Below are 18,532 nucleotides of genomic sequence, written 5' to 3' on the forward strand. Positions count from 1 at the left end.
AGATGGAAACGGGATTATTGTATCGGGCAGGAACTTGTAGGTTTCGGGTTTGGGCTCCTGAAAAAGAAAATGTAAGCCTTCGGATTGTTTACCCCAATCAGACAGATTATCTGATGAAAGAGCTTGCTGATGGTTACCATGAAATTACCTTAGATCAAATATCATCGAATACAAAATATCTTTTTGGAATAGAGGGCGAGTTTTTTCCTGATCCTGCCTCACATGCTCAACCAAATGGCGTGCATGGGCCTTCCTGCGTAATTGACCATGAAGAATACCGCTGGAATGATCAGCTATGGAAGGGCATTCCGTTTGAGCAACTGGTTATTTACGAACTCCATGTAGGTACTTTCAGCGAAGCTGGAACTTTTGAAGCCGTTATCGCACACCTTGATTATTTGATAGCACTTGGCATAAATGCAATTGAATTAATGCCGGTAGCCCAGTTTCCGGGAAGCAGAAACTGGGGCTACGATGTGGTTTATCCTTATGCCCCGCAAAAAAATTACGGAGAACCAAATGCACTTAAAAAGTTAGTCGATAGCTGCCATAAGAAAGGGATTGCCGTTATTTTGGATGTAATTTACAATCATTTAGGTCCGGAAGGGAACTACTTCAAACAATATGGGCCGTATTTCAGCAAGAAATACACCACACCATGGGGAGAAGCTTTAAACCTTGACGGTGAATGGAGTGATGGGGTGCGGACTTTTATTCTTGATAACATGGAGTACTGGTTTAAACACTTCCATATTGATGGTTTAAGATGTGATGCCGTACATGAAATTTACGATTCGAGTGCCGTGCATATTTGGGATGAAGCTGCTGATCGGATTCAATCTATTGTTCAACGTACGGGTCGCCAGGTTTATCTCATTGCCGAAAGCGATACCAATAATCCAAAAGTAGTGATGCCTCGCTCACGAGGTGGATTTGGATTTAGAGCGCAATGGCTGGATGATTTTCAGCATGCCGTTTATGAGTTACTTAATCCTTGCGACAAGGAACGCTATGCTGGCTTTGGGAAAATAACTCACCTCGCAAAAGCTTTCGATCAAGGTTTTGTACATAGTGGCGAATTTGTGGAGGTGAGAAAAAAGAGGCATGGTGCTTGTTCAATAGGAATATCTCCTGATCATTTTGTGGTTTTTAATGATAACCACGATCAAACAGGGAATAGGCCAAACGGAGAGCGAACAGCTTCTTTTTTCGATTTTGATAGGCTGAAACTATCCTGTGTACCAAGTTTGCTATCACCATATATCCCTATGTTATTTATGGGAGAAGAGTTTGGAGCAAAGACACCCTTTCATTTTTTTGTAGATCATAGCGACCCTGACTTACTTGAAGCTGTTAAAAATGGACGCAAAAAGGAATTTGAATCTTTTAATGGGATTTCAGAACCCGCGGATCCAGGCGCACTCAGCACCTTTATCGACTCAAAATTAAACTGGAATCAGCTTTCAGATCCAGAATCTTCTTGTTTATTGGCCTGGTATAAAAAGTTAATCGCCATCCGGCAATCATTTTCCGCTTTCCAAATACGGGATAGACAGTTTGTAAAAACCAATATCCTTTCAGATAAAGTTTTGGAATTGGTACGAACGAATAGCGCTAAAACCCAGGTGGCAAAATGCTTATTCAATTTTGGTGATCAGGAAATGCTTTATCAAATTAGTGCAGATACCGACGTGGTAGAAAAAATTCTGGATTCAAACGATCCTGAATTCTGCATTAACAACATTCCTCCAATAGATAATCAACAGCAATTTTTAAAAGGGGAAACATTGCTGCTTCAACCCTTTAGTGTGGTGGTCTTGGTTTGGAATAGTACAGTCAGTGAATAGCTTCATCACAAGTTCGGCTCCAAATTAATACCTTGCTTTAGCAACTTTATACATCCTAATGTTTCCTGCAATCAAACTGCCATTGCGAAAACTAATGCTAAAATATACTTCATTGCCACTGTATGGCCTCGTTTTACAATCCTCGATATAGAATTTAATCCGCTGCTTGTTATCATCTTCAATTAAGCCTATTCCAGCTTTGCTATTGTAGGAGAGAATTTTACCTGTTCTCATTGATCTAATAAATTTATGTGGTTAAATCTTCATTTAATCCTGCCCGTTATCTTCTGGGGACTAAATAAATTGGTTTAATGAATCAGTGTTGATACTTTTCGGTACAAACTCGAACAATCAAAAGGTTTAAAAATGATGGCATCTGCTCGGTTCGGAACTTTCAACGCCTGCGATTCGAGCATCGCTGTGATAAGCAAAACCGGAATATGAGCAGTTTGAAAGCCTACTTTGATTTGATTACAAAGCGTTCTGCCATCGGCCATGTCGAGCAAAATATCCATGATGATCAAATCGGGTTTAAATTTTTGAATAGACGACATCAGTTCATTTGAACTGCAGATGCTGGAAACCTCGAAAGATTGTTCTTCTAAAACCGCTTGTATGGCTTCCGCGTTACTTTGGTCGTCATCTAATACCAAAATTTTTGAATGATGCTTTCTCACAATGAATTGTTCTAGATGGCCTATTTTTACCATTAGTGTCTATGACGCTAAATACTTAGCATCTTCGAAACCGCTATTTATACTTTGCGTAAGTTGGTTCAGGTTAAATAGATGTTGATCTGCCCATTTGCTATATTGTTCCAACTCGTTTCGATCACAATCTCTGATCAGGTTAATTGAAAGTTTAATAACCAGGTTACCACCAAGCAGCAGGGTTTGATAACTAATAATAGACCTAACGGCGGTGTGTTTGTGATCTTCATACCTCAAAAAGCTTAGATATTTCCGGCTTTTGAATTGAAGTAATTTACCATGGAACCGCCTTCCCAAATGATCTATCCAAATGATAGGACTATTTGTTTTCCAATCGCATTCGTAATGTCCTCCACGTTCAGCATAAAAGAGTGGTGAACTTAGCGCTTTCCAAAATGCCCAGCTTGAGCCATTAATTTTGATGATTTTTTCTATGATCATAAGCTTAAAACAAAAATCAAATGTATTAGCAAAAAGAGAGAAAAAATAGGTTTTGCCTTGCAAACAGGTACTTTACGGGCATTTTACGTATTTGGAGCAATGTGTTTTTTTTAGTCCATCAAATTAAATTTCGAAGAGAATTCGGGTTGGTTTTTTGTTGAGGTAAATACGGGGAATGGGAAATAGGGAATAGAGAATAGGGAATGGGAAATGGGGATGGGGAATTGGTGAGGGAAAATAGGGGGATGGAGGATAGCGCACCTCTTCATTTTGAAAAGGTACGCTGTTAATTAAATCTCAGAGTTACATTTGTACACCCTTATATAGCGATTTGGTTTCGGTTACTAAACCAGCGATGATGGCAAAAATTCCCATTAAAACATGTGGCAGATAAACTTCAGAATAGAATCCAAAAAGCCAGGGTGAAACGGCTAAAAAGAGTCCGAGCGTCATATCCATATCCAAATGGAAAGCCATTGGAAGGTTTCTTTTAAGTCCTAATTCATAATTTGTAAATAAGGAAAGAATCAGCACTAGCGCTGCGGAAGCGAAAAATAAGGTTGCGGCTGGCCAATTACCGATAAAACCAAATAGCCAGGGTGCTGCACACATAAATGCTACAGAAAGATAATCGATTACGCCATGTGCCTTTCTTGAAAGTTTTCTCATTTTCTAACAGTTTTATTTATACAACATTTTTTATCGGCGCATGGCGATGCAATTTCTACCCGATTTTAATGTGGTAATTACTTTAAATAAATAGAAGAATTAGCTACAGGTGGTTCACATGTTAACTTATTTGTTCAGATCTATTTTCTCCAGGCCAATTGTTGGCGGACCAGTTAATACCTTGCCATCAGTAGAAAAGCGACCGCCATGGCAAGGACAATCCCACGATTTTTCTGACGTATTCCAATGCACAATACAGCCTGCATGCGTACAAACTGGCTTAAGTGCAGTAATTTTACCTGCCGGATCTTTGTAAATGGCTACTTTTTTGCCATCTATAGTCACCACTTTACCTTCGTTAAAATGTATTTCTTTTGTAGAGGCAATAAGTTCTGCATTGAAACGATCTGCGATAAAGCGGTACGTAACATCGGCATTTTCTTTTACAAATTCACTGAAACCTGCAATAGGCTTCAATCGCGAAGGACTTAGAATTTCTGACAGCGAATTCTTATTTCCCAGAATTAAATCCGTAATGATTTCCCCCGCTAAAGAACCAAAAATCATCCCGTTTCCGTTAAAGCCAGTGGCTACAAAAGTGTTTTCGGCGCCTCCTGGTAGCTGGCCAATATAAGGCAGTCCATCAACAGGAACATAATATTGTGACGACCATCGGTAACGTACAGTGGAAATATCGAAATGATTATAGGCATATTCTTCCAATGCTCTAAAGGCTGCTAAGGGATCATCATGGCCAGTTTTATGATCTTCGCCACCTATGATTAAGAATTTTTTACCCTCAATTTCATGACTTCTGAAATAATGGTAAGGTTCCTTCATATCGTAGGATAAACAATCGGGATAATTTCCACTAGCCAATTCAGCGGCAATTACATAACTTCGGTACGGCGCATTCCGGAGTGATAGCAGGTTAATCCCCGGCGGAATATGTGTAGCCCAAAACACATTTTCAGCTAAATATTCCTCCTCTCCTGATTTGGCGTGATGAATTTTTCCTTCATAAGCCACCTCGGTAATGAAGGTGTTTTCGAGAAACTTGCCACCCAGCTTCAAAAACTCCTCAATTATCCCATTTACATATCTTACCGGATGGAACTGCGCCTGGTTAGCAAATTTTAATGCTTTCTGGAAAGGAATTTCCACGCCATTTTCGTTCGCGATCTCTACCGCAACGCCAGCCTGCTGGGACGATTCAAAAATTTCCTCGAGTTGGCCGGTTTCCTTTTCATCCTGTGAAAAAAGATATCCATCCTTGTATTCGAAATCAGCTGCAATGCCAAGGCTTTCAACGTTAGCTTCAATTTGCTTGATGGCTCTCTTAGCCGCATCGGCAATTAATTTTGAAGTTTCCTTTCCAAAATCGCTATCAATTTCAGGATAGGTAGCATCTAAAAAGGTATTCAAATGTGCAGTGGTACCACCGGTTGTGCCAAAGGCGGCATGGTGTCCATCAACCAACAAACAACGCTTTCCCTTTCGTTGCAAGTTTAATGCGGTAGTTGCACCAGTGATGCCCGCACCAATAATCAGTACATCAAATGTTTGGTTGTCAGTTGTAGTTTTTTCTTTAGATAGCTTCGTTTCCGCTTGCCAAAGGCTGGTTCTATTTCCATCGCGATTGTTCATAGTACTTATTTAAATTATTCAGAGATAAATAGATTGCTTTTTCTGCAATGTTTTGGCAGATTAGCGCCTGCCCGCCTTTAAAAAACAGTATAAAAGCTATCGATGTTTAGCTAAAAAGAAAATTCTGTTATCCCGGCAGGTCCAAGAACTGAACCATTATTGAATTATTAAATGATATGCTGCTTGATTTTGATGATCAATTTTGATACTTAGAAAAACGAAATTTACCCGTACTTATCACTTTCCCTCTCGGGGATTTTAATTTCATAACCCGTATTTCGCTATCGAACTTTTGAAAATTTTACAGGTTTTTTTATTAGCTGGTACAGATCATAAGCACTGGCACAGTTGCTAATTATTTTCAAACTAATAAGAAAACTATGTTTTATCACGACAGTAATTTACAGTACAAAGTACGAGTAGACAAGCCTAACCCGGCATTTGCCAAGCTTTTACAACAAGCCATCGGGGGTATTGAGGGTGAGATTAGGGTATGCCTGCAATACCTTTTTCAAGCCTGGGGAAACCGTGGTCCGAGCAAATACCGGGACATGTTATTGGATACCGGTACGGAAGAAATTTCGCATATTGAAATGTTATGCACTGCAGTAGCGCTGAATTTAGATGGAGCTACAAATGAGTTGAAAGACAAAATTGCAGGTGAAAATCCCTTAGTCAGCGATATTCTTGGTGGGATGGATCCTCGTCAGGTACTTTCTTCCGGCCTTGCCGCAATGGCGGTTGATAGTAATGGTGTGCCGTTTAATGGCTCCTGGGTAGTAGGAAGTGGAAATATCGCTGCGGATATGTATGCCAATGTAATGGCCGAATCAACAGGCAGGGTGCTCGCTACCAGACTTTACGAACTCACTGATGATAGCGGTATGAAAGATATGCTTTCCTTTCTCATTACCAGGGATGCAATGCATCAAAACCAGTGGCTGGCTGTTTTGGAAGAACTTGGTGGACCTACCGTAAACTTACCGATTCCGAATTCTTTTCCAACTGCATCACATGTTCCAGAGTACGATTACGCGTTCGTAGGTACACATATCGATCAATCTGCCACTGCGCAGGGAAGATGGACTTCTGGTCCTTCGATAGATGGAAAAGGGACCTTCACTGTGCTAAACGCAGTGCCCGATATTCCTATTCCGGATTTAGGCAAACCTGACCCAAAAGGTTATGCGCAAACCGAACAAATGGAAAAATTAGACAAGGGTATAATGGGCAACATTGCCGATTCGCTTTTACCATAAAATTTGATGATGCTCAAAAGAGCCGGATATGTAGGGTATTCGGCTCATCAAACCTATCTGCTATGCAAAAATTTCTCAGCCAATTCTGCTTCATGCTATTCTTCGTTCTCTTTTTAAGCTGTACATCTGGAAACAATAACCCAGCAGATTCTCACCCCGGTAGTGGTTCTGTAAAGGCCGGAGATAAAGATCGCGATATCAAAAATAAATCAGATACTACATCTAAAGATACCACTGATGGTAAAAGTAAAGCTAATTAATAAGGTGCGTGGATTAAAAAATGTTGCAGTTTTTTGCTGCCTATCGCTTTTGTTTTCGCCATCTGTAAAGGCTTGTATCTCTTGTAATCGCTTAGTTCGGGATGGAATTTATGGCAATCAATTTCGGATTCATCTCATCCAATTGCTTGCTGGTTTTGCGCTTATTGTACTTTTCCTAATCATCATAAACAAAGCTTGGAGAATACGGGAAAGAAGTAAGCAATTGCTTCTAGCAACTTCGAAAAATGTGCTACTGGCACCTTTGGGTATGGCTGGTCTGGTTTTGGGCGTAGGCTTAGGAGGTTTTATAGATGGTATTTTATTTCACCAGATCCTGCAATGGCATGAAATGTTTTCAGCACAAATAGCCGCCACTGATTATGTAGGCAAGAGCATAAACATGTTTTGGGATGGGATTTTTCATTCCCTGTGTTTAATAACGGTAATTGCTGGGGTGGTTTTGCTTTGGCGACTTCCTGTCCATCAAGCGGTAAACCGATCCGGAAAATTGCTAGCTGGCGGTTTGCTAATGGGCTGGGCCATATTTAATATTTTGGAAGGTTTGCTTAATCACCTATGGCTCAACCTTCATCATGTTTATGAATATGCACAAAACACAAACCAATATGATTTTGCCTTTTTAGGAGGATCTGCAGTGGTTTTTCTATTGGGATTTTGGATGATCCGCACCACAAAGCAACATGGGCAAGGCCAGGTAATTAGGGGTAAGTAGCCAACCAACCACGTTGAAATACTGGGTGTAAATAGGCGAATTACCTGTTTTGTTTTTTAGCTAAACAGCTGTATTTAGCAGGCTGTTGTAGCAGTAAGATTAAAAACACTTATACTATGAACAAGAAAAATGTAATGGCGATGATTTTATTCGTCGCAACTTTAGCGCTAGGCGCTTGTAAAGACAATGATCACGACAGAGATTATACTTTAAGTAATCAGGATTTTGTGAACAGGGCATCGAGCAGCAATAATTTTGAAATTGCCGCGGGAGCCCTGGCGGTGACTAAAGGAGTTGATGCGGATGTGAAGCACTATGGGGAGCACATGGTTACCGACCACACTGCTGCCGGCGAGCAAATGAAAAATCTTGCGGCTGGAAAAGGCTGGAATGTTCCAGACGGGCTGCAGGCAAAAGAACAACAAAATTTGGACAGATTATCAGCTTTGAGCGGTACCAATTTCGACAAAGAGTTTGTTAATATAATGGTTCAGTCTCACCAGGATGCTGTAAATCTTTTTAGAACTGCGGCAGATGAGTTTGGGGTACCTGATGCTGATTTGCGTTCAATGGCCGCTATGAAATTACCTACTTTAGAAGAACACCTTCGTGGTGCAACAACGCTAAAAAATAAAGTAAATCCATAAATTAATTGGTAGTTAATGGGATGCACTGGCCGTAATGGTCAGTGCAATTTTTCTGCTAGGGCTTGCCGGTTTATTTATTCTCCTGATTTTGGCTCCCTGCCCTTGTTTGGAGGTGTACCAATTTCATGTGACTTCGTTGAATCTGCTGAATCTTTTTCAGCTTGCTTTTTCATCTGTTCCAATTGATCTTCTTGGTTGGCGCCTTCGATAATATTCTCAGCAGCATCTCTAACAGGTGTTTTGGGAGCATCAAATCCCCCTTCATTTATTTTATCATTCTGATTGTGTTTCATAACCTTATTTTATTAATAGTTCATCATTGATTAGTTGAAAGCGCTTCAATTCGCTGTGATAAATCGAAAATTAAGCTGTTTTGTTGCGATAACTTCTGTACAGTTCATAGTTAATGAGGTCGCTTTTTGTGAATTCACTCTTTCCGCTAACCTTTTATTAAACATTAAAATTTACCATGAAAAATAAAAAGCAAAAACCCGGTAAAAAACTGCATCAAAAATTTAAAAATCATCCTGAATCCGAATTCTCGACAGATAATGGAGAAAAAGAAATTTATGATGTTTTGGGTATAGTCGCCAGCCGAGATCTTACGAAAAGAAATTTTAAAGAGTCATCAGAAAATACAACTGGCGACAAGCCAGATTCTCCAGATGACTGGTCAGTTTCCTGGCCATAGCTTGATTTGAAATTTAAACCGCTAATCTTTGCCTCTAGTTAATAGGGCATGAGTTGCGTTTAATTTTAGTATTCGATTAACAAAAAAACAGCGATGAATCTCATCGCTGTCTCCTGGATAATATTATTTATTTTTCTTGATTTTGTTCCGCCCGGCATTTGCCTCACTAATGGCAATTTCGGTAAGTAAAACATCTGTTTCCTTTTCTTCTTCAAGCGTTTGCCTTAGAAGCTCTTCGGCTTCTGTATGCTGCATTAAATTGGCGTAAGTAACCAGACAACCATAACTTGCGATCTCATAATGCTCCACTTTCTGAGCTGCAGAAATCAAGGCTGCATCCAAAACTTCTGGCTGATCAGAGAAACTTTCGATAATCTCTTCAGCTTCTTCTAAAAGGCCAGCCATTGCTTTACATTTTTTTGCTCTGGCAGTCAAATCTATTGAACTGAAGACATTTTTAAGTCGTTCAATTTGCCCTTCAGTTTGTTCGTAATGTGTATCAAACGCCTGTTTCAGTTTTTCACTTCCAGCGGCATCCGATAGTTTTTTAAGTCCTTTTAACAGTTGTTTTTCTGCGCCTAAAATATCTCTTAATTCATCTACAAATAATTCGTGCAAATGCCCGTTCGGCATCGTTGCACTGTTGCTTTGTTTTGCCATAGTATCGATTTTATTGTTATTATTTATTAGTTTTTAACTGTTTAATTTTATTGTTGGCTTGCCAGTTCATTTACATTTTTCAGTGATGTCAGCTATTTTACTAGCCCTGGGCTCCATATAAAAAACAATAAAAAATAATTGAAGTTTGGCGAAAACTACCCGCTTTGCATAGAAATAGTACGTAATTTACTACGGTATTTGTTGTCGGTTGATTTATCTTCTTGCTTAATAAATTCTGATAAATAGGCTATATGGATCAAGAATTAGCAAGTGTCAGGTTTGCGATCTTGGCAGGCATCACCTGAAAAGGATGAAGATGTATTTATCGCCTGAATTGAAAGTTGAGCCCCAGCGTTAGTCAGGATTGATGCTAAAAATTGCGCTTTGGATTATAAGCTGAATTATCCTTTTTGGCGTTACTTCTATAAGTTTCTAAGAAATGTTGTACGTTTTCAGGTGGATTAACATTTGCAATTAAACGCTTAACGTCTACGTCGTTACTCAATGCTTTGTTAAGCTGATGCTCCCAATCGATCAAGGCATCTTCAACGGAAACACCGCAACCATATATGCCTGTTTGAGCATCTTCGCCGTAGAGCACGCAAAAGCTATTTTCATATTTAAATATTGTCGGTGAAAGTTTTTTTGCTATTCCTTTTAATGGAACCTCAATTACCATATCTGGTGAAATATTCATGTTTGGTATCAATTTATCGTTTTAAAATCTTTTTGTTTTTAAGAGATAGTCCTATATACATTGGAAAAAGAGGCAAGGATACCTTTTGGCATCCTGCCCACATTAACTGTAAACCTTATCCATCCGGACAATAATTTTAAGCAAACTAGCCAATTGATAGCAAAATAAAGTGCCAGATTCTTCATTCAGGTATTAATCAGATACATTTCGGTAGTATCCGCTAGTTTGAGTGTAATAACAACCGTTTGGAGCTTTCCACTACCTATCCCACCAAACAGGCTCGTAAATCAATGCCGTTCCCGGGAAATTCTGGTTGGTCGTAATTTCACTACTTGGATATAAAAACCGTAAAGGCATTCTATTGGCGCCAAGCGTTGATGCAGCAGACGTAGTTAGAAACTCGGGGTAGCCTGTTCGCCGCCATTCTGTCCAGGCTTCAAATCCCTGCGATCCGCACAATGCATAGTATTTTTGAATAATAATAGCCCGCAAATTCCCTTGAAGGTTACCTGTCCATTGCGCATCAGGGGCGGTGTTTAGGTAATTTTCGGCTGCATTTGGCAAGCCTGCGGCTACAAAGCTACTGGTAACACCTTGCCTATAAAGCGTCTGGGCATTCCCTTGCGCCCAGCCTCTGGCAATGGCTTCTGCCTGTAGAAAATTACTTTCTGGGGCAGAAATGAACCGCACTGGGGCGGTAGCGGAAGCGTTATTATTTGCATTGGCACCTACAAGCGCAGATGGTGGCGATACTTCTTTATCTGTATTGCTACTGTAACTGCCCTGGCTGATAAATGAAATACTATCCTGACCTGGAAGGACCTCGAAGAACCGGAACAACCGTGGATCAGTATTTCTTAGATAAGCATTTACCACGGTACCACTTGCTACAATATTTTGTGTTCGCCCTAAGCCCACCATTTCATTAAATAACGGATTTTCATTTCCACCGATGGTTGAATATTGAATTGCCGCATCCTGCGATAGAAATGCATTGCTTTCGTTGTATAAATTGCTAATTCCTTGCTGTGCAAGTACAGGTTCCACCTGCGATAAACGGAGATACGCCCGAAGTTTTAACGTCCTGGCAAATAAGATCCATTGTTCGGTATCGCCTTGAAAAATTAAATCCTGTGCACCTGGAGAAATGGCAGTAGTTACTTTTAAAAGATTTATTCCCCTATCGATATAATTAAATATGCTATCATAAACCACCCTTTGGGCTTCGTAATGAGGACTTCCTATCTGATTTCCCCTCAACGCTTCGGCCAGCGGAATATAGCCGAAGGCATCGGTAGCTATTTGAAAAGTATAGGCCTTTAATACATAAGCCATGCCTTTCATATGTTCAGCATTTGGGGTCTCGCTATTAATAATTAACTCCGCGTTATTTAAAGCATTCCGGTAAATTATTGCCCACGGTCTATCAAACGTGGTGTTGCTTAAACGATACTGATCGATAGTTCTGTATTGTGAAGCTGAAGGGCTTTGCGTCCAATACTGGGCCCAAAAGTTCCCATAAATTTGGAAGTTGTTGCCCACAACCTGTCCGATTGCGGCTTCGACAACAGGAAGCAAAAGTTCTGGTGAGGCACTTACAGGATTATTGGGGTTTTCATTTACATCAAGAAATTTTTTACATCCGTAATAGGGAAGTGCCAGGATTAAAAGCATTCCTATAAGAAACTTTTTTAATGAATTTTTCGAATTTGTTTTCATGCTGATGTTTTTAAAATGAAGCCCTGATATTTATCCCGTAATTACGCACCGATGGCTGTGCCGTATAATCGAAACCTTGAGCATTTCCGGCCCCGGCCGAATTGACCTCTGGGTCTGCAAACTGATTTGATTTTGGTGTCCAGATGAAAAGATTATTGCCAAATAGGCCTACGCTTACTGAACCAAACGGACTAGCTTTAAGTAGATCTTTGCCAAATTGATAGGAGAGCGATAAAGTTCTTAATTTAACAAAAGTGGCATCTACAATATGTTGTCCTGCTACCAGATCAGAATAATAATCTTGCTTATTATAAGTTGCACTAGTATTAACAACGCTGTTTCCATTTGCATCTAAATAAACAGAATTTGGAAAAATAGCTCCGATTCGTTGTCCGCCACTTTCTTCAGATGTACCATTGAAACCAGTAATATCTCTTGTTCTGGAATAAAATACACCACCATATTTGGTATCAAAAAGTGCGTTTAAAGTGAAGTTTTTATATTTGATATTTGTGCCGACTGAGGCTTGATATTTCGGATTATAACTCCCTAAATACTGCGCCGATGAGGTTTGAATAGGTAATCCGGTTTCCTGATCGACAATTGTTCGGCCCTCGCTGTCTTTTAAGTTATCAACCGCATAAAATTCGCCATAAGCCCTTCCAACAGCGGCAACGATTGACATGCCTGAGTACCCACCTATAGAAACCTGCTCAATCCCTGGGAGTAAAGAAACTACTTTGCTATTGTTTTTGGTGTAAGTGGCAAACAACTCAACTGAAAAACCGCCTGATGTTTTAACCGGAGTTCCTCTCAAACTCAGTTCGATACCGTTATTTCTCACCTCACCGGCATTAACTACACTAAAGCCATAACCTGTTGATGCTGGAATTGGAATACTCAAAATCTGGTTTTTCGATTGGTTGGCATAGTAACTGAAATCAAGTGATAAACGGTTTTGAAAGAGTCCTAACTCTGTACCTATTTCAAATGAGTTTGTTTTTTCCGGGCGTAAATCTGGGTTGCCAATGGTAGAGCCCGACATTAATGCCGCCACGTTACCAAATGGGAAAGTAGTACTGCCAAATCCGCCTGCAATCTCACCCCTAAAAAATGTAGTCATTAATTGATAAGGATCAGTGTCATTTCCTACCTGTGCGTAACTTGCCCGCAATTTTCCATAGCTCAGAAAATCAAAGCGGTCGTTATTCTTCAGCATTTCTGAAAATAAAAATGAGCCACTAATACTTGGGTAAAAAAAGGAACGGTTTGAGGCTGGTAAAGTCGACGACCAGTCATTTCTGGCTGTCGCTTCTAAAAACAACATCTCTTTATAGGATAAATTCAAATCCGCATAAAGTCCAACCAATCTTCTTTTACTAATATAATCGGTAATTACATTTACGGGGCCATTGCTATTGGCCAGGTTATACCAGCCTGGAACAACCAAACCACCGCTGGCGTTGGTTGCCTGGCTATTAGTCGAGGTATTTCTTTGCCGGATGTTATTACCGATCATCAAAGATCCACTTAAATCTTCGTTCACCTTAAAGGTTGCTGTAGCCATCAAATCGTGTACAAGTTCATTCACATTTAACTGATCGATTTGATAAAGGCCATTACTGTTTGCCACATTTGCTGTAGCAGAGTAGTTGCCTGCTTCATCGGCTGGAATAAATGAATATTTCGGCGCCTGTTGCCTTCGTCTGTCCGTGTATGAATCTATACCGACACGCTCTTTAATATCAAGCCAGTCATTAGGTTTATAGCCGATATTAAAATTCCCGGTAACACGGTCTACATCATCAAAATTGTTGTAGTTTTCCAAAACCCAATACGGATTCATGGTGTAGGCACCGTAGTAGCCGTAACGATCTGCCCGGCGAACGCCGTTCAAATCGGTGTACCCATAACCATAATATTTGTTGTTTAAATCCCGTAAATCCTGCAACGGAATGTCTCTTGGGGTTTGAAGTACGTTGTTATAAACCGAGGATCCCCCTTGTCCTCCAGCTACCTGGTTGCTGTTTATTTTTGAATAGTTGAAAGCTATGCCCGCTGTAAAATGATTGTTAAATGCTGCGGTACCATTAAAGCGGACATTATACCGATTGTAAACATCTTTGTTTCCCGGAAAGATGCTGTTGGAATTCAAAGCATTCAAACCTAAAAAGAAAGTGGTTTTCTCCCCTCCGCCAGAAAAAGAAAGGTTATTGTCGGTGCTAAACCCAGTAGTAAAAAAATCGCGGATATTATTGGGGATCGCTTCATAAGGCTTGGTTAAACGAACGCCATCAATCTCCTGTCCCCAAGGTTGTATTGCTCCGGTAAATGGCGCTCCCCAACTCCAGTTTTCTTTCGGGTCGTTTTCATAGCTTGCATTGCCCTGTGCATCAATATTCGTGTAATAGCCTTGCCCATATTCATTTTGTAAATCAGGTAACTTCAATATCGATGAAAAGCTGTTGGACGAACTAAAGGTAATTTCCATCTTTTTTGCACCTTGTGTACCTGTTTTTGTAGTGATGATTAAGGCACCGTTTGAAGCCCGCGATCCATACAATGCAGCAGCAGCTGGTCCTTTTAAAACCGTTACGGAGGCAATGTCTTCGGGATTGATATCGTTCCCACGATTTCCGAAATCGACACTCGACAGGGATGAGCCTCCTCCAATAACACTTGAATTATCGATTGGAACTCCATCAACAACCAGGAGTGCCTGATTATTTCCGGTGATGGATGATCCGCCCCTGAGTACTACCCTCGATGAAGCACCTGGGGTATTGGAGGTGGTGGTAATGTTTACGCCGGCTACTCTTCCGGTTAACGAATTAATGAGATTAGGAGTTTGTCCTTGCCTTAACTCTGCGTTATCGATAGTGGGTGCAGAATAACCTAAAGTTCTTTTTTCACGCCTAATGGCATTTGCAGTCACCACAACTTCGGATAGTTGCCGATCGTTTGCCGTAAGGGATACATTAATTACACTTTGTTCGCCTACCGTAACTGAAGCGGTGGTATAGCCAATTGAACTAAATTCGATGACTGCTCCAGTTGATGCCCGTAAACGATATCGCCCGTCAGCATCGGTAGCCACTCCAGTGGAACCACCACGAATTCTAACACTCACGCCCGGGATCGGTCCGTTGTCAGTTTTATCGGTTACTACCCCGGTAATATCCCTAAGTTGGGCAAAACTATCCGTTGCTGCAGTTAAGAGCAGGATGAAGATTAAATAGAAATTTTTCATAAAACGTAAGCCAATTAGGGTGTTAAGAGTCCATCGCTAATCATCCTTTCAATAAGTATTTTCGGATATTCTTTTGCAAATTGTTGGATGGAACCTGGATTAACGGTTTCGGATTGTGCCGACCATACCAATTCATCTGTCGCAACATCATAAATGTTGGTTTCCATGAAATAGGTTTTATCGGTAACGTAGTAACCTGGGTCGTAAAAGGCGCCCCGCCAATAGTTGTAGTAAGAATAAAACCCACCATACCAACGATAGGATGCAAAAGGTGCGTAGCCTACGCTGCCCTGAACATATCGGGTCTCGCTTTCTTTATCAATAAGGGCGACCGTCATAATCGTTCCGGCACCTGTTTTTGAAATCCGGGAAAGCAAAACTTCCCGGGAGGGTGTAGTTTGGTAGAAATCTGGAATAAAGTAGGAGGTACTTTTTAACGCTGGAATGTTTCTTTCTGCTGCGGCACTTGCAAGGGCATCCTCTATCGTGTTTCTTACCTCTATATTTCTGCTTAGAGATGCAATAAACACGCTTTTCCCAGAAACTGGTTTCCCTTTTGCATTCGGATTAATCCACGAACCGGTAACCCGAGTGCTTGGGCTACAACCAGTTAATGTAGCTATAGTGCCGCACAAAAGAGTAGATACTAATAAGGTGTAAAGTTGTTTTTTCATAAACGATTTGATAATGATTAATCATTGAAAAAACCGCCATGGAAAACGAAAGGTTTATTGATAAATACCTGTTTTTGAGCATACGAGTACCCGAAATATAACGGTATTTGATGCAGAGATATCGAAGGTGATTGCGCTATCTGGAGAAGTATCTTCTTCAAAAAATAAGGCTGATGATATTCAGTTGAAGTAGGTAAGGATGCATTGCTAGATGAGCTGAGCATCCAAAGATATTACAGTGGTAATAAAAAATTGGCCAGCTAGCGCTAAAATCCCCTTTAGAAAGACCAAGAAAGGTATAATGGAGAGGCTACTGCGGTTTGATTTGATGGTTTTCTATCAAAGAGGTAAGGTAAACCAAAAAGAACTTCCGCTACCAACGGTGCTTTCTACGCCTATCTCTCCTCCATGTTGCTTTACAATTTCGGCGCATATAAATAGTCCTAACCCAAGGCCCGAATATTTCCCGCCAGTTGTATTAATCTGGTAATAGCGGTCGAAAAGGTGTGGCGTTTTCTCTGCAGGTATTCCTGGCCCTTCATCACTTACTGTGATGCGCACAAAGCCTTCAACATTTTCAATATTGATTTTGATGAGATAACTTTCTGGAGCATATTTCATCGCATTCGTAATAAAGTTAGTTACCACTTGCTCTATCCGGCTTTCATCTGCATACACCGATATAGATTTATCGCCTTCGGTGATGATTTTGTAATGGTCTTCAACCCGAATGTGATGTACACAGCTGCCAATCATTTCCACTACATTGAAATTGCTCTTGCTTAATCGCAATTGGCCATCATTCATCTGGCTGGTATTTAATAAATCCTCCACCATTTCGGTAACTCTCGAAATATTGTGATTGGCTTTTTCAATAAGGCTCAACATGCGTTCGCTGGTTTCACCCTTCATCCGTTGCATGAGCTGAAGAATGGCCTTCAAACTGGTAAGTGGCGTTTTCAACTCGTGACTGGCGATATTGATAAACTCGTCTTTCTTTTTTAACTGACTAATATGCTCCTCTACATTGGTACACGAGCCGAACCAATTGATTTGTTCGCCGTGATTATCTACAAATAGTGAAGCTTTGATTTGATGCCATTCATAATTGCCTTCCTGATTAACTAACCTAATCGTTTCATTTAAATCTGAACCACCTGTTTGGCAGGTATACCAACTCGTAAGTAATTTTCTTAAATCTAGTTGATGAATTTTTGAGAGGACGAACGAAGATCGGGTCTCATTTTTTGTACAATTGAAATATTTGCAGAAGCGGGCATTAACATAACTAATCCGGCCAGTAGAAGATGCCGTCCAGATCATTTCTGGAGCAAGATCTGCCATAAATTCAAGCCGTTTTTGTTCGTTTTCGGCTAAACTCTTTGCGCTAAGCAGTTCTCTTTCGTAATTTTTGCGTTCTGTTACATCAACCACCACTACGTTAACTGCTTTAATGTCGCCATTTTTATCACAGATGGTGTTCGCATTTAGTAATGTTGATAAGGAGTTGCCATCCTTTTTTAGCAGTTCGTAACTAAGTTCTTTTACTCCACCATCTACTTTTACCATAGGTAAAAAGAACATCTCAAAATGCATTTGGCCACCCTTTGGTAAAAGAGCGGCGAACTTTGTTCCTAATAAATCCTGTTCTGAAAAGCCTAACCAATGAAGTAGGGTATGATTTATTTTGATAATTTCACCCTTCGTGGAGAGCGAAAAATAGCCACATGGTGCTGTATGATATAACTCATCTGAATTAATAAGGGTTTCTAGTAAATGATTTTTGCCGCTCATTGATTCGTCAGGATAGCTCATGTTAGGTAATGAACGTTTTAATAGCCCGAATTGTTTCTTCAGGTTCACTAATATGTGGGCAGTGGCCAGTCGCCTCTAAGAAAACGATCTCGTTTCCAGGGACATGCTGATAAACAAATTCGCCAGCACTATTAGGCGCTATAATATCGTCGGCACATTGCAGCGTCAAACTTTTAATTTTTAATTTCGACAGATCTGCCCGATTATCAGAGAAAAAAGTAACCCTGGCGAAGTCTCTGGCCACTTTTGGATCAGTAGAACAAAAACTCTCTGTTAAAAATCCTCCGAGTGCAGGTCGGTCAGGATTGCCCATGATGGCTGGAGCCATTTTACTTGACCAACCCAGGTAATTGCTATCCATAAAATCAAAAAGATTTTCCAGGTCAGCTTTTTCAAAGCCGCCGAAATAATCCCCTTCGTTTAGGTATCTGGCCGAGGGACCCACAAAAACTAACTTCGAAAAGTATTCAGGCTTTTGGTTGGCGGCTAGAAGTCCGATCATACAGCTCACAGAGTGCCCTACAAAAATAACGTCCTTTAATGTTAAGGCCTCGCAAATTTCAAGCACATCTTGTGCATAACCATCTAGCTTGCTGTATTTATAAGAGTCGTACTGTCCAATATCCGATTTACCCGAACCGGTATAATCGAATAGTACAACTTTATAATCTGCTGAAAAGCCATCTATAATAAATTGCCAGGCATTTTGATCGCAACCAAAACCATGTGCGAATAGCATAACCTGATTTCCTTTTCCAATAACATTTACATTGTTACGGATTAAGACTGACTGTTGCATGTAGAATAGGAATT

Annotated in this window: 19 protein-coding genes; 6 read left to right on the forward strand and 13 right to left on the reverse strand. The window is 40.4% G+C overall.

What is annotated here, in order from left to right:
• Nucleotides 1-2 precede the first annotated feature (2 nt).
• A complete protein-coding gene (treZ, locus tag ACZZZK_RS18320) occupies nucleotides 3-1,847 on the forward strand; it encodes a malto-oligosyltrehalose trehalohydrolase (RefSeq protein ID WP_463485381.1) in 1,845 nt (614 codons plus the stop codon).
• 24 nt (nucleotides 1,848-1,871) lie between these two features.
• Here treZ and ACZZZK_RS18325 read toward each other — a convergent pair whose 3' ends face one another.
• The 5 genes from ACZZZK_RS18325 to ACZZZK_RS18345 form a co-directional block, all read right to left on the reverse strand.
• Nucleotides 1,872-2,081 carry a hypothetical protein gene (locus ACZZZK_RS18325; RefSeq protein WP_463485382.1) on the reverse strand — a complete coding sequence of 70 codons (210 nt, stop codon included), beginning with the start codon at nucleotides 2,079-2,081 and terminating at the stop codon, nucleotides 1,872-1,874.
• 74 nt (nucleotides 2,082-2,155) lie between these two features.
• Nucleotides 2,156-2,524, reverse strand: a complete 369-nt coding sequence (locus tag ACZZZK_RS18330; RefSeq protein ID WP_463485383.1) for a response regulator — start codon at nucleotides 2,522-2,524, stop codon at nucleotides 2,156-2,158.
• Nucleotides 2,525-2,563: 39 nt separating this feature from the next.
• Nucleotides 2,564-2,998, reverse strand: coding sequence for a hypothetical protein (locus ACZZZK_RS18335; RefSeq protein WP_463485384.1), 435 nt, complete (start codon nucleotides 2,996-2,998; stop codon nucleotides 2,564-2,566).
• A gap of 303 nt (nucleotides 2,999-3,301) precedes the next feature.
• Nucleotides 3,302-3,667: an SPW repeat domain-containing protein gene (locus ACZZZK_RS18340; protein WP_463485385.1), complete on the reverse strand. Its 366-nt coding sequence runs from the start codon at nucleotides 3,665-3,667 to the stop codon at nucleotides 3,302-3,304.
• Between the two features lie 126 nt (nucleotides 3,668-3,793).
• Entirely contained in the window at nucleotides 3,794-5,314 is a 1,521-nt protein-coding gene (locus ACZZZK_RS18345) for an FAD-dependent oxidoreductase (protein ID WP_463485386.1), read from the reverse strand.
• A 380-nt stretch (nucleotides 5,315-5,694) separates the two neighbouring features.
• On the opposite strand from ACZZZK_RS18345, the gene ACZZZK_RS18350 reads away from it, so the two are divergent.
• From ACZZZK_RS18350 to ACZZZK_RS18365, 4 genes are all read left to right on the forward strand, one after another.
• Entirely contained in the window at nucleotides 5,695-6,573 is an 879-nt protein-coding gene (locus ACZZZK_RS18350; protein WP_463485387.1) for a manganese catalase family protein, read from the forward strand.
• Nucleotides 6,574-6,635: 62 nt separating this feature from the next.
• Nucleotides 6,636-6,833, forward strand: a complete 198-nt coding sequence (locus ACZZZK_RS18355; RefSeq protein WP_463485388.1) for a hypothetical protein — start codon at nucleotides 6,636-6,638, stop codon at nucleotides 6,831-6,833.
• Nucleotides 6,811-7,566, forward strand: a complete 756-nt coding sequence (locus ACZZZK_RS18360; protein WP_463485389.1) for a DUF2243 domain-containing protein — start codon at nucleotides 6,811-6,813, stop codon at nucleotides 7,564-7,566. The genes ACZZZK_RS18355 and ACZZZK_RS18360 overlap by 23 nt, the downstream gene beginning before the upstream one ends.
• Nucleotides 7,567-7,682: 116 nt before the next feature.
• Complete coding sequence (locus ACZZZK_RS18365; protein ID WP_463485390.1) at nucleotides 7,683-8,213, forward strand: DUF4142 domain-containing protein; 531 nt, start codon at nucleotides 7,683-7,685, stop codon at nucleotides 8,211-8,213.
• A 74-nt stretch (nucleotides 8,214-8,287) separates the two neighbouring features.
• On the opposite strand, the gene ACZZZK_RS18370 is transcribed toward ACZZZK_RS18365, so the two are convergent.
• Nucleotides 8,288-8,506: a hypothetical protein gene (locus ACZZZK_RS18370; protein ID WP_463485391.1), complete on the reverse strand. Its 219-nt coding sequence runs from the start codon at nucleotides 8,504-8,506 to the stop codon at nucleotides 8,288-8,290.
• Nucleotides 8,507-8,682: 176 nt separating this feature from the next.
• On the opposite strand from ACZZZK_RS18370, the gene ACZZZK_RS18375 reads away from it, so the two are divergent.
• The gene (locus tag ACZZZK_RS18375; RefSeq protein WP_463485392.1) at nucleotides 8,683-8,904 is read left to right on the forward strand and encodes a hypothetical protein; all 222 of its coding nucleotides are present in this window, start codon (nucleotides 8,683-8,685) and stop codon (nucleotides 8,902-8,904) included.
• Between the two features lie 123 nt (nucleotides 8,905-9,027).
• Here the strand turns inward: ACZZZK_RS18375 and ACZZZK_RS18380 are convergent, their stop codons facing one another.
• The 7 genes from ACZZZK_RS18380 to ACZZZK_RS18410 form a co-directional block, all read right to left on the reverse strand.
• Nucleotides 9,028-9,564 (reverse strand): YciE/YciF ferroxidase family protein, encoded by a 537-nt coding sequence (locus ACZZZK_RS18380; RefSeq protein WP_463485393.1) that lies wholly within the window; start codon nucleotides 9,562-9,564, stop codon nucleotides 9,028-9,030.
• A gap of 370 nt (nucleotides 9,565-9,934) precedes the next feature.
• Nucleotides 9,935-10,261 (reverse strand): hypothetical protein, encoded by a 327-nt coding sequence (locus tag ACZZZK_RS18385; protein ID WP_463485394.1) that lies wholly within the window; start codon nucleotides 10,259-10,261, stop codon nucleotides 9,935-9,937.
• Between the two features lie 258 nt (nucleotides 10,262-10,519).
• A complete protein-coding gene (locus ACZZZK_RS18390) occupies nucleotides 10,520-11,980 on the reverse strand; it encodes a SusD/RagB family nutrient-binding outer membrane lipoprotein (RefSeq protein ID WP_463485395.1) in 1,461 nt (486 codons plus the stop codon).
• Nucleotides 11,981-11,990: 10 nt separating this feature from the next.
• Nucleotides 11,991-15,230: a SusC/RagA family TonB-linked outer membrane protein gene (locus ACZZZK_RS18395; protein ID WP_463485396.1), complete on the reverse strand. Its 3,240-nt coding sequence runs from the start codon at nucleotides 15,228-15,230 to the stop codon at nucleotides 11,991-11,993.
• 14 nt (nucleotides 15,231-15,244) lie between these two features.
• A complete protein-coding gene (locus tag ACZZZK_RS18400) occupies nucleotides 15,245-15,904 on the reverse strand; it encodes a DUF4136 domain-containing protein (RefSeq protein WP_463485397.1) in 660 nt (219 codons plus the stop codon).
• Between the two features lie 339 nt (nucleotides 15,905-16,243).
• On the reverse strand, nucleotides 16,244-17,719 hold the full coding sequence (locus ACZZZK_RS18405; protein WP_463485398.1) for a sensor histidine kinase: 1,476 nt from the start codon (nucleotides 17,717-17,719) through the stop codon (nucleotides 16,244-16,246).
• Between the two features lies 1 nt (nucleotide 17,720).
• Complete coding sequence (locus tag ACZZZK_RS18410) at nucleotides 17,721-18,518, reverse strand: alpha/beta fold hydrolase (RefSeq protein ID WP_463485399.1); 798 nt, start codon at nucleotides 18,516-18,518, stop codon at nucleotides 17,721-17,723.
• Nucleotides 18,519-18,532: the final 14 nt, after the last annotated feature.

It is taken from the genome of Pedobacter sp. AC163, assembly GCF_979258665.1.